Annotated in this window: 14 protein-coding genes; 8 read left to right on the plus strand and 6 right to left on the minus strand. The window is 45.7% G+C overall.

Features of this window, described 5'->3' with window-relative positions; genetic code table 11:
- Positions 1 to 33: 33 nt before the first annotated feature.
- The 3 genes from rsmB to def all read right to left on the minus strand — a co-directional run bounded on the left by rsmB (position 34) and on the right by def (position 2,898).
- A complete protein-coding gene (rsmB, locus tag MHO32_RS16260; RefSeq protein ID WP_239212941.1) occupies positions 34 to 1,317 on the minus strand; it encodes a 16S rRNA (cytosine(967)-C(5))-methyltransferase RsmB in 1,284 nt (427 codons plus the stop codon).
- A gap of 81 nt (positions 1,318 to 1,398) precedes the next feature.
- On the minus strand, positions 1,399 to 2,346 hold the full coding sequence (fmt, locus tag MHO32_RS16265; RefSeq protein WP_009701851.1) for a methionyl-tRNA formyltransferase: 948 nt from the start codon (positions 2,344 to 2,346) through the stop codon (positions 1,399 to 1,401).
- A 33-nt stretch (positions 2,347 to 2,379) separates the two neighbouring features.
- A complete protein-coding gene (gene def, locus MHO32_RS16270) occupies positions 2,380 to 2,898 on the minus strand; it encodes a peptide deformylase (RefSeq protein WP_005450979.1) in 519 nt (172 codons plus the stop codon).
- 138 nt (positions 2,899 to 3,036) lie between these two features.
- Here def and MHO32_RS16275 point away from each other — a divergent pair, with 138 nt between their 5' ends.
- From MHO32_RS16275 to MHO32_RS16290, 4 genes are read left to right on the plus strand one after another with little or no spacing between them, the layout of a single operon-like run.
- On the plus strand, positions 3,037 to 4,131 hold the full coding sequence (locus MHO32_RS16275) for a LysM peptidoglycan-binding domain-containing protein (RefSeq protein ID WP_005450978.1): 1,095 nt from the start codon (positions 3,037 to 3,039) through the stop codon (positions 4,129 to 4,131).
- On the plus strand, positions 4,115 to 5,224 hold the full coding sequence (dprA, locus tag MHO32_RS16280) for a DNA-processing protein DprA (protein WP_239212954.1): 1,110 nt from the start codon (positions 4,115 to 4,117) through the stop codon (positions 5,222 to 5,224). The genes MHO32_RS16275 and dprA overlap by 17 nt, the downstream gene beginning before the upstream one ends.
- Before the next feature lie 2 nt (positions 5,225 to 5,226).
- Positions 5,227 to 5,706: a DUF494 family protein gene (locus tag MHO32_RS16285; RefSeq protein WP_005429833.1), complete on the plus strand. Its 480-nt coding sequence runs from the start codon at positions 5,227 to 5,229 to the stop codon at positions 5,704 to 5,706.
- 23 nt (positions 5,707 to 5,729) lie between these two features.
- Positions 5,730 to 6,299 carry a DNA topoisomerase family protein gene (locus MHO32_RS16290; RefSeq protein ID WP_005450974.1) on the plus strand — a complete coding sequence of 190 codons (570 nt, stop codon included), beginning with the start codon at positions 5,730 to 5,732 and terminating at the stop codon, positions 6,297 to 6,299.
- A 62-nt stretch (positions 6,300 to 6,361) separates the two neighbouring features.
- Here MHO32_RS16290 and MHO32_RS16295 read toward each other — a convergent pair whose 3' ends face one another.
- Positions 6,362 to 7,495 carry a 5-(carboxyamino)imidazole ribonucleotide synthase gene (locus MHO32_RS16295; RefSeq protein ID WP_005450972.1) on the minus strand — a complete coding sequence of 378 codons (1,134 nt, stop codon included), beginning with the start codon at positions 7,493 to 7,495 and terminating at the stop codon, positions 6,362 to 6,364.
- Between the two features lie 4 nt (positions 7,496 to 7,499).
- Positions 7,500 to 7,985, minus strand: coding sequence for a 5-(carboxyamino)imidazole ribonucleotide mutase (gene purE, locus MHO32_RS16300; protein WP_049538295.1), 486 nt, complete (start codon positions 7,983 to 7,985; stop codon positions 7,500 to 7,502).
- A 199-nt stretch (positions 7,986 to 8,184) separates the two neighbouring features.
- Between purE and MHO32_RS16305 the strand changes: the two genes are divergently transcribed.
- The 4 genes from MHO32_RS16305 (at position 8,185) to MHO32_RS16320 (ending at position 10,897) form a co-directional block, all read left to right on the plus strand.
- Positions 8,185 to 8,742, plus strand: coding sequence for an L-threonylcarbamoyladenylate synthase (locus MHO32_RS16305; RefSeq protein WP_017190968.1), 558 nt, complete (start codon positions 8,185 to 8,187; stop codon positions 8,740 to 8,742).
- A 34-nt stretch (positions 8,743 to 8,776) separates the two neighbouring features.
- Complete coding sequence (hemF, locus tag MHO32_RS16310; protein WP_009702131.1) at positions 8,777 to 9,694, plus strand: oxygen-dependent coproporphyrinogen oxidase; 918 nt, start codon at positions 8,777 to 8,779, stop codon at positions 9,692 to 9,694.
- Between the two features lie 102 nt (positions 9,695 to 9,796).
- Positions 9,797 to 10,630 (plus strand): shikimate dehydrogenase, encoded by an 834-nt coding sequence (aroE, locus tag MHO32_RS16315; protein WP_005450965.1) that lies wholly within the window; start codon positions 9,797 to 9,799, stop codon positions 10,628 to 10,630.
- 3 nt (positions 10,631 to 10,633) lie between these two features.
- Positions 10,634 to 10,897, plus strand: coding sequence for a DUF1488 domain-containing protein (locus MHO32_RS16320; protein WP_050903742.1), 264 nt, complete (start codon positions 10,634 to 10,636; stop codon positions 10,895 to 10,897).
- Positions 10,898 to 10,917: 20 nt separating this feature from the next.
- On the opposite strand, the gene MHO32_RS16325 is transcribed toward MHO32_RS16320, so the two are convergent.
- Positions 10,918 to 11,472 carry a gamma carbonic anhydrase family protein gene (locus MHO32_RS16325; protein ID WP_005450962.1) on the minus strand — a complete coding sequence of 185 codons (555 nt, stop codon included), beginning with the start codon at positions 11,470 to 11,472 and terminating at the stop codon, positions 10,918 to 10,920.
- Positions 11,473 to 11,786 lie beyond the last annotated feature (314 nt).

An 11,786-nucleotide genomic window follows, 5' to 3' on the forward strand; every position in this document is an offset into this window, starting at 1 on the left:
GAATTCACTTCAATCGCCCTATTTAGCATGCTGTTACGCGTGTTTTTTTGTTAGCACTGCGTAGTAGAAACCATCCATATCTTCTTCGCCTGGTAGAATCTGACGACCAGGTTGCTTTGGATCGGAGTCCACTAATTGCGCGTCTGCAGTACGTGCTAAGAACGCTTTTACTTGTTCCACGTTTTCTTGTGGTGTGATTGAACAAGTCGCGTAAACCATGGTGCCGCCAGGTTTTAGTTGCGCCCACATTGCATCAAAAATTTCGCTCTGTAGATCCGCAAGTGCGGCAATATCATCAGCACGACGTAGCCATTTGATGTCTGGGTGACGACGAATCACGCCAGTTGCAGAACACGGAGCATCCAGCAAAATGCGATCAAATTGTTCGCCTTGCCACCATTCTTGAGGATTACGCGCATCGCCGCAAACCACTTTTGCTTGAAGGTTGAGGCGCTTCAGGTTTTCGTGCACACGTTTAAGGCGCGTGTCATCGCAATCAATGGCAACCACTTCACTACCAGATGTACGCTCAAGAATGTGCGCTGTCTTACCGCCTGGTGCTGCGCAGCAGTCTAGGATCAGCTCGCCATCTTTTGGCTCAAGATAGTTAATCGACAGCTGCGCTGCCGCATCTTGCACCGATACCCAACCTTTTTCAAAGCCCGGCAGTTTCATCACATCGCATGGCGCCGCCAATTTTAGGGCGTCCATTGCTTGTGTGTGTGGCGTGCTATCAATGTTTTCATTTTTGAGTAGCGCAAGGTATTCATCACGAGTGTGGTGCTGGTGGTTTACACGCAGCCACATTGGCGCTTTCTGGTTGTTGGCTTCAACAATGCTTTCCCATTGTTGTGGGTAAGCTTCTTGCAGCAGTTTAAGTAACCAGCTCGGGTGACCGTACTTGCCCGCATTGTTGCTGACAGCCATTTGATCCAGTTCTTCTTGGTTGCGCTGGTAGTTACGCAATACTGCGTTGATAAGACCGCGCAAGCGGGGGCCTTTCAACTCTTTAGTACCTTCAACCGTTTCACCCACTGCAGCGTGTGCAGGAATACGCATAAAGCTCAATTGGTAAATGCCAACCAAAATCAGGTGATGGAAAACGCGTTGTTTGCCTTTTAGCGGCTTGTCCATCAACTGGTTTGCAATCATTTCTAGGCGAGGGAGGTAACGTAGAGCACCATAGCAAATTTCTTGCAAAAGAGCGTGATCACGTGGTCGTACGTTTTGTTGAGCCGCTGGAAGAGCGCTTGAAAGTGAGTGGCCCTTGTCGACGACAAGATACAAGACGTTGGCAGCCGCAGCGCGAACATTCATGATAAGTACCTTAAAGTAAAGGAGGGCATCTCTGCCCTCTAAAAGTTCGTATTATTGGTCTTTGACGCGGTTATCTGGTTTTTAAACCAGTTGAGTGCCAACTTCAAACCAAGATGCACGTGAGTTCAAAATGTCTTGAACTGACATGGCTTTTTTGCCCGGAACTTGCAGTTGTTCCAGAACCAATACACCGTTGCCTGTCGCAACATAAATACCGGTTTTGTCCGCTTGCAAAATGGTGCCTGCTGGCTTGTCGCTGGTTTGATCCGCAACACGACTTTCCCATACTTTGATGCTGTTTTCAGCCGCTTCAAAGTGGCTCATTGGCCATGGGTTGAATGCGCGAACACAACGTTCAATGTGCGCTGCATCATCGTTCCAATCAATGCGCGCTTCTTCTTTGCTCAGCTTCTTCGCATAGTTTGCTAGCTCGTCGTCTTGTTTCACGGGCTCTGCTTTGCCGGTTGCGATGTCTGCTAAACAATCAATCAGCGCATCTGGACCTAAACCTGCGAGTTTTTCGTACATTGATGCACTAGTGTCGCTTGCTTCAATCGGTAACGTTGCGATTTTAAGCATGTCACCCGTATCCAAACCAATGTCCATCTGCATAATGGTAACACCAGTTTCAGCATCACCTGCCCAAATTGAACGTTGGATAGGAGCAGCGCCACGCCAACGAGGAAGAATCGAACCGTGAACATTGATACAGCCTAGTTTAGGCGTGTCTAACACAACTTGCGGAAGTAATAGACCATAAGCGACAACAACCATGATGTCGGCATTCAGATCCGCTAGTTCTTGCTTAGCCTCATCTGACTTGAAGTTTTCTGGTTGATAAACCGGAATATCATGCTCAAGCGCGATGGTTTTTACTGGGCTTGCAGTAAGCTTCTTACCACGGCCTGCTGGGCGATCTGGTTGAGTATAAACCGCAATTACTTCGTGCTCCGAAGACAACAACGCCGCCAAGTGACGGGCGGCGAAATCCGGAGTACCTGCAAAGACAATACGTAAAGACTGACTCAAGGTAGGCTTCCTTCTAATTAAATTGTATCGAGATTAAGCGTTTTGCTGTTTCTCGTTAAAGCGTTTGATTTTTGCTAGCTTGTCCTGAATACGCTTACGCTTCAGTGGCGATAGGTAATCAACGAACAACTTACCCATCAAATGGTCTAGTTCGTGTTGAACACAGATGGCTAGCAGATCGTCGGCTTCAAAAGTGTACTCTTTGCCATCACGATCTAGTGCTTTAACAGTAACTTCAGCAGCACGCGGCACAAGTGCACGAGCACCTGGTACCGATAGACAGCCTTCTTCGATGCCATCTTCGCCACGCTTTTCCAGAATCTCAGGGTTGATAAGCACCATTGGCTCATCACGAGTTTCTGAAATATCAATTACTACGATACGTTTGTGGATATCAACCTGCGTTGCAGCCAGGCCAATACCCTCTTCGTCGTACATGGTTTCAATCATGTCATCGACGATTTTTTGAATCTCAGGTGTCACCTCTTCTACAGGTTTTGCAACGGTACGCAGGCGATCATCTGGGAATGTTAATACTTGTAATACAGACATATTCACTCGAAATATTGAACTGTGCCGTAACAGCACAAACCTTGTTGGCTCAATTCTAGACATTTTATGACCTAAATGACAGCATCCTTATACCAATTTCCATTCTGGTAGTTGCCTAACAGACCAAGGACGAGGGTCATGAATCGAATTTTCCGCAACGTTTCTCGCATTACGTTGCCGTTACTTTTCTCTTTCAATGCCGTAGCAAACACGGACTCCCAACCGCTTACCGTCAAAGATGACGCACCTAAAACTTATGTTGTGGTCAAAGGTGATACGCTTTGGGATATTTCAGCAATGTATCTGGATAGCCCATGGTTGTGGCCTCGTTTGTGGCAGGTCAATCCAGAGATCGATAATCCGCACCTTATTTATCCCGGAGACAAGTTGTCGCTGGTATGGATTAATGGTCAACCAGTATTGAGCTTAAAAGCGGTGAAAAAGCTCAGCCCTAAAGCTCGTATCACGGAAAAGAAAGCGGTGCCAACCGTTGCTGAAGGTTTGGTTATGCCTTACCTCAAGTCGGACCGTTTGGTGGACGATGAAACGCTAGAAAACGCGGCTAAAGTGATGGGTAGTAGCAAAGGCAGTAAATATCTGACTGCTGAGGACACCCTGTATATTAGTGGTGAACAAACGGCGACAGGTTGGGCTATCTATCGTCCAGTCGAAACATTTTCCCGTGAAGACGTATCTAAGCAAATTACCGCTTTACGTTTGATTGCAAAAGGGGAACTTATCGAGGCATCAAGCGAGTACTCAGGATTAAAGATCACCACTCAACTGCAAGAGATTATTCGTAACGATATCGCTTTGCCGGTCCAAACATTAGAAAATGGTGATTTCACGACGACCTTTTACCCACTGCCATCACCAAAAGGCAGTTCTGCAGTATTGCTGGGTAATATTGAGGGCATTCGATTTAGCTCAACCAATCAAGTGGTTGTGATTGATAAAGGAACATCCGATCAACTTCGCCAAGGCAGTGTGTTTGATCTTAAAGAAGATGCGCACCCGGTTTTCAAAGGTGGCGATGGTTTTGTGAAAGACAGTGGCTTACTCGACTCTAAGATCACCTTGCCGCAAAGTAAGGTTGGTGAATTGCTGGTCATTCGTCCTTATGAATATTTCAGTCTTGCACTGATTACCAATAGCACTAAGCCAATCAATAAAGAGGTATCAGTGGTTTCTCCTCTGGCTGAGGAATCGACCACGAATGAAACTACGCAATGATACTGACCTCGCCGCCTGGTTAAAGCTGAGCTGCTTGCCAGGCATTGGCGGGGTGAAGATGAATAAGCTGCTGAGTAAAGATACGCCAAGCAATATTGTCGGATACTCAACTGAGCAGCTTCAGCTTTTGGGTTTTACCACGAAGCAACTGCAAGCATGGTCTGAGGTCGATAAAGAAGTCGACGCTTGTCTTACTTGGGCTAGCGCCTTATCTCATCATCATATTGTTACTTTGGCGGATACTCTGTATCCCCCACTTCTCAAACAAACGGTCGCTCCACCTCCTTTACTATTTATAAAGGGAGAAGCGAGTTGTTTGTCTCAACCTCAAATTGCCATGGTCGGCAGCCGTAATGCTAGTGTTGATGGGCTTCAACACGCACGTCAGTTCGCTGCAGATTTGGTGAAACATGATCTGATTGTTACCAGTGGTTTGGCTTTGGGTATCGATGGACACGCTCATGATGGTGCTTTGCAAGCGGACGGTAAAACCATTGCGGTATTGGGTTCAGGGTTAGAGCAAGTTTATCCAGCCCGTCACCGAGGTTTAGCGCGGCGAGTGATGGAAAACGGTGCGTTAGTCTCTGAGTTTCGCCCAGATGCAAAACCTCGAGCAGAAAACTTCCCACGACGTAATCGAATCATTAGTGGTTTGTCGCTTGGCGTGTTGGTTGTCGAAGCAGCAGAAAAGAGTGGCTCATTAATCACCGCTCGCTACGCTCTTGAGCAAGACCGTGAAGTTTTCGCTATACCAGCTTCGATTAATGCTCCCAATGCCAGTGGTGGTAATCAGTTGATTCGTAATGGGGCTTGTCTCGTACAAAACACTCAAGAGGTGTTGAATGAAATACAGTCTTTGCTCGACTGGTCTATTAATCAGAGCTTGGATTTATTTTCTACGCCAATTGATGAAGAAGAATTGCCATTTCCTCAGCTGTTAGCTAACGTAGGAAATGAGGCTACACCAGTTGATATTCTTGCAAGCAGGACCAATATACCTGTCCAAGAAGTCATGATGCAGCTCTTAGAGCTTGAGCTTTCAGGGCATGTTGTTGCAGTATCCGGTGGCTATATTCGAAAGGGGAGGGGCTAGCTATGATGATGGATATACTTATGTATCTATTCGAAACCTACATCCATAGCGATGCAGAGTTACAGGTCGAACAAGACGAGTTGGAAGATGAATTGCTTCGTGCAGGCTTCCAGCAAAAAGACATCTACAAAGCCCTTGTCTGGTTAGAAGAGCTGGCAGCATTGCAACAAAGTGATGAGCATTCAGCGATTTCAACTTGCATAGCATCGGCATCGACACGTATCTATACGGCATCAGAGATGCAGCGCTTAGATCTTGAATGTCGTGGTTTTCTGCTGTTCTTAGAGCAAATTAATGTTCTAACCACAGAAACACGTGAGATGGTTATCGATCGTGTAATGGGGCTAGAAACCAATGAATTTGAGCTTGAAGACCTTAAGTGGATCATTCTTATGGTTCTGTTTAATGTCCCTGGCAACGAAAATGCCTACACGCTGATGGAAGAGCTGCTGTACACCAAGGAACAGGGTATTCTTCACTAATATCTTCTGCTTTAACGGTGAGTATGAGTAGTAAAATCGATCACAACCTTTTCTCGGCACACGAGCATGCGCTTGAGAGAGAGCCGTGCCCTAAATGTGGTGGGGAAGTCAGGCTGAAACATGGCAAACATGGTCCTTTTCTTGGTTGTAGCCAATACCCAAGCTGTGACTATATCAAGCCGTTGCACAGTAATGATGGCCACATCGTAAAAGAGTTAGGTGTGCCTTGCCCTGACTGTGGCAATGAGTTGGTGCTCCGACAAGGGCGATACGGCATGTTCGTTGGCTGTAGTCATTACCCAACTTGTCATCATATCGAATCAATCAATCAGCCCGAACCCGAGCAAGAATCGAAAGAGCTATACGCTTGCCCTGAGTGTGGTAAAGGGCATTTAGTTGAACGTAAGACCCGATTTGGTAAGACATTCTACGCGTGTGATAACTATCCGAAGTGCAAGTTTGCGGTAAACTTACCACCTGTAAGAGGTCGCTGTGAGGAATGCGGGTTTACCTTGTTGGTAGAAAAGAAACTCGCCAGCGGGGTTAAGTTGCAATGTGCAAGTCGCAAGTGCCAGCATACACAATCACAATAAATCTCAGGCAAAATTAAAAGGGTCGCATCATGCGACCCTTTGTTGTCTATTTATCAACTTTTCTATGCTTGCCACTGTTTGGCAAATTCATGAACTGCTGGGAAGGTTTCTTCATCAAGCACGTTTGTTAATGCACACAACCTACGATTCAACTCACCAGTGTAATCACCGCATACGTTGATGTGACCCATCTTACGACCTTCTCGTTTCTCTTTGCCATACCAATGAATATGGCAACCATTCATCGCGAGTAGCGCATCTGGCAAGGTATCTTCACCGAGAATATTGATCATCGAGGTCTCGCGAACGAGCTTAGTACTACCTAAAGGCATACCACACACAGCGCGTAGGTGGTTCTCAAACTGACAAGTTTCTGCACCCTGCTGAGTCCAGTGACCTGAGTTGTGTACGCGTGGTGCGATTTCGTTAACCAGCAACTTGCCGTCAACGTCGAAGAACTCCAGGGCTAGCACGCCAACGTAATTCAAACTATTGGCGACGGCCGTGAACATCTCTTTTGCTTGTTCTTGCAACTCTGGAGCATCAATTGCTGTTGAGAGGCTTAATACACCATTTGTGTGGATGTTTTCTGCGAGAGGGTAAACTTCAATACTGCCATCGTTACTGCGAGCACCAATCAGTGAAACTTCACGGTTAAAAGGAACAAACTCCTCAGCAACAATGGCTTGAGTTGGTGTTGAAGCAATGCATTCCACCATTTCTGTCCAAATTATGTCGATCTGAGAAGGTTCTTTTAAACGCCACTGACCTTTTCCATCGTAACCGCCCAATGCACTTTTCAGAACCATTGGCATGCCGACGTGTTCAATTGCGCGGTCAAAATCTTCACGAGTTTTGATCACATAGTATTTCGCATTACGTACGCCAGCATCATCAAGTAATGCCTTTTCAATGCGGCGATCACCGCCTGCTTTGATAGCTTGTGTACTTGGTAAGAACTTACCGCTCGCTTCGCAAATATCAAGCACGTCATGCGGGATATGCTCGAACTCAGCAGTGATTACATCAACTTGTTCGATCGCATTTTCTAAGCCGTTGCCTAGTACATGTTGAGTCAGTGGATGAACGATATTACCGCTGCCCACATCGTAAGCTGAAATTTGAATATTCAGTGGCGCACCAGCCAGAGACATCATACGAGCTAACTGACCCGCACCAAGAACCAGTACATGCATCTGATTAATCCTCAGCAGGGTTTGGGTTCGCCAATACGGTTTCCGTTTGTTCGTTACGGAACGCTTCGACTTTTGCCATGATCGCTTCATCATGTGTACCAAGGATTTGAGCCGCTAGGATACCAGCGTTTGCTGCGCCTGCTTCGCCAATAGCTAATGTACCAACCGCAATACCTTTTGGCATCTGTACGATAGAAAGTAGTGAGTCTATGCCTTTCAGTGCGCGAGACTGAACGGGAACGCCAAGTACAGGTATGCTGGTAAACGCTGCCGCCATGCCTGGTAGGTGGGCAGCACCGCCCGCACCTGCGATGATGACTTTAATGCCACGTTCTTTAGCACTGCTTGCGTAATCAGCCAACAATTGAGGAGTACGGTGAGCTGACACCACCTTTGTTTCGTAAGACACGCCAAATTGATCCAGCATGTCCGCTGCTAGTTTCATGGTTGGCCAATCTGATTTAGAACCCATGATGATACCGACTTTCATCTCAAACTCCTTCAAGCTGCAAAATTAGGTGAGCTGATAAATTTGTGCGCATTATACGGGGATTTTTACCTCAAGCAAACGTTTGCGTGCGTTTGTAAATACGATTGATACATTTTATAAACAAATTGCTTTAGTCTCTGAGAATGAATATTTGTACACTTAGTACAAACACAACAGACAAGATTATCAGGAAGTATCGGTGGAGAACTTTGAACAGGTGCTAGAAGCACTACAAAAAGGCGAAGTGATTGCCTACCCAACAGAGGGGGTGTTTGGTGTTGGCTGTGACCCAGATAACCCAGAAGCGATTCAAAAATTGCTAGAGCTAAAACAACGCCCTGTTGAGAAAGGATTAATCTTAATTGCGGCAAACTATGAACAGCTTTTGCCTTATGTTGATGAATCTCAGTTGACTCAAGAGCAGTTAGATAAAGTACACGCAACGTGGCCAGGTCCATACACTTGGATTATGCCTGCGAGTGACAAAGTTTCTCATTGGGTATCGGGGCAATTTGATTCAATTGCAGTGCGTGTGACGGATCATCCTTTGGTACAAAAGATGTGTAATGCTTTCGGAAAGCCGCTAACCTCTACCAGCGCGAACCTCACTGGTCAGCCTCCTTGTATGACGACTGAAGAAGTAGAGCAACAATTGGGTGACCGACTTGTGGCGATCTTACGTGGTGAAACCAGCGGTCGTGACAAGCCTAGTGAAATTCGTGATGCTAAAACCTCGCAAATATTAAGACAGGGCTAACCCTGCTAGTCAGCAATCAATAGGTACTACACGTATGTCAGCAATCGATAAGCACGCCGTAAAACAGTTCCTGATGTCACTTCAGGATTCCATTTGTCAGCAGTTAGAACAAGAAGATGGAAAGGCCGTCTTTGTTGAAGACGCATGGCAACGTGAAAAAGGGGAGCGCCTTGGTGGTGGTGGTCGTACCCGTGTTTTGCGTGATGGTGACGTTTTTGAGCAAGGGGGAGTGAATTTCTCTCATGTCGAAGGTAATGAGATGCCAGCATCAGCTACGGCGCATCGTCCAGAGTTAGCTGGTCGCCGCTTTGAAGCGATGGGTGTTTCTTTGGTTATCCATCCTCACAACCCATATGTACCGACTTCTCACGCTAACGTACGCTTCTTTATCGCAGAGAAAGAGGGTGAAGAGCCTATTTGGTGGTTTGGTGGTGGTTTTGATCTAACACCTTTCTATCCATTCGAAGAAGATTGCCAATCATGGCATGAAACCGCAAAACAACTTTGTGCACCTTTCGGTGATGATGTCTATGCAGAGCATAAAGCTTGGTGTGATAAGTATTTCTTCCTACCGCATCGAAATGAAACTCGTGGTGTTGGTGGTTTGTTCTTTGATGACCTAAACCAGTGGGAATTCGACAAGTGTTTTGATTACATCAAGGCGGTTGGTGAAGGATACTGCCAAGCTTACCTACCGATTGTGTCTCGTCGTAAAGAAATTGAATTCAGTGAGCGTGAGCGTGAATTCCAACTTTACCGTCGTGGTCGCTACGTTGAATTCAACCTAGTGTATGATCGTGGAACTCTATTTGGTCTGCAAAGTGGCGGTCGTACAGAGTCAATTCTTATGTCGATGCCACCACTTGCGCGTTGGGAATACAGCTATGAGCCACAATCTGGTTCTCCAGAGGCTGAACTTTACGAGCGATACTTAACGCCACGAGAGTGGTAAGCGTTGAATCTCCTTTTCTATATAGATAGATAGTGATAGGGTCATCTGTAATCAGATGGCCCTGTTTTTTCTCTATAGTAGGTAAGGAATAAAGGTAAGGAAATGACTCAGCAAATTGATCGCTATGCCGTGTTTGGTAATCCTATTGGACACAGCAAGTCGCCATTCATTCACACCTTGTTTGCTCGTCAAACCAATCAATCTTTGGTGTATACCGCAGAAAGTGCTCCTGTAGATGGTTTTATTGACGCAGCGAAGCTGTTCTTTGCTGAAGGAGGCAAGGGGTGCAACATCACCATGCCATTTAAAGAAGATGCTTATCAATTTGCGAGTAGACTGACCGAACGTGCTCAGTTAGCCGGGGCAGTCAATACGCTCAAGAAGTTAGATGATGGTGAGATCATTGGCGATAACACCGATGGAGCAGGTTTGGTTCAAGACCTACTTCAACATCAAGTTGTGTTAGAAGGTGCGCGAATCCTGATCATTGGCGCTGGCGGTGCCGCTCGTGGAGTGATCAAGCCACTTCTTGATCAAAAGCCTAGTTCTTTAACCATTACTAATCGAACCTTCAGTAAAGCGCAGGAGCTTGCGGAGTTGTTTATTGCACATGGCTCTATCATTGCCAAAGAGATGGATGATATTAGTGATGAGTTCGACGTGATTATTAACTCCACGTCTACTTCCCTAAGTGGTGAGCTGCCGGCTATCTCCTCTTCTATCTTTGCAGCTAACAGTACGAGCTACGACATGATTTACGGGCAAGGGACGACCAGTTTTAACTTATGGGCAAAAGAAAATGGTGCCGCTCATGCTTATGATGGTCTTGGGATGCTAGTGGGACAAGCTGCGGAAAGCTTTATGCTGTGGCGTGGTTTACGCCCTGGCGCAAAACAAATCCTTAGAGAATTAAGAAAGAACCTTGAAGGTCAGTAAACGATGAATCAGTCCATCTTATTCCCAGATATGCAATCATGGGATAAAACATTACAAGCGGTAAACTTTACCGCGCAGCAATCAGGAGCTCTGATTGAATGCTATGTAACAAAGCAGAAGCTAGAAAAGCTTGGTGGCTCCCTGATTGAAACTGAACAAGCGGCAATTAAAGTATTTATTGACTATCGATTCGACATAGAAGAAATCGCGGAAGAGCTAATTGAAGATGAAGCCTTCAATGAAGAAGGCAATATCATCATCGATTAGCTTATTGCTAACCAACTACATCATTCGTCGTTGACGTCTTCTACTTCGTTTATGTAGTCATTTTTATTCTGTACATAGTTATTGGCAGACTTTTGTAAGAAAGCTCGTTCATTCTCTGATAAGGGGCGAGCTTGTTTTACTGGACTACCAACATATAAATAGCCGCTTTCCAACCTTTTCCCCGGTGGGACTAAACTTCCAGCGCCTATCATTACGTCTGATTCGACAACAACGTTATCTAAAACGATCGCTCCCATACCAACCAATACACGATCGTGGATTTCGCAGCCGTGCAACATGACTTTATGACCAATAGTGACATCATTACCAATGATTAGCGGATAGCCGTTGGGATTCTCAGTATTTTTATGGGTTACATGCAGTACGCTACCATCTTGAATATTGGTTCGAGCACCAATGTGGATATGGTTCACATCACCACGAGCTGCAACTAATGGCCAAACACTCGAGTCGTCACCAATTTGGATATCACCGACAAGAACAGAAGTTGAGTCGACATATACGCGCTTGCCTAGTTGAGGTCGAATACCTTTATAACTTCTAATAGAACCCATCTTTACTCCTTATAAAGCGTTAATAATCGGGATATCTGGAGGGAAGAGTAGCAAAAACTCGCCTTTTAGAATAAAAAACACTCAAACAATAAAAAAATCAAAAAAAACGAGAAAAAGGGCTTGCCAATGTGATCGCAATCTCTATAATGCCACCTCGCTGACACGGCAACGCTTCGAAAGAAACGAGGTCAAGTTAGCAAGCCAATTAGCCGAGCGGAAACGCTTGATAAAAAGTTTGAAAAAAGTGATTGACACTAAACTTTAACTCGCTAAAATGGCCATCCGATTTGAGCAAAGCTCAATAGGAAAGCTCT

This window comes from Vibrio sp. MMH1-50 (genome assembly GCF_022347645.1).
GTDB lineage: Bacteria > Pseudomonadota > Gammaproteobacteria > Enterobacterales > Vibrionaceae > Vibrio > Vibrio harveyi.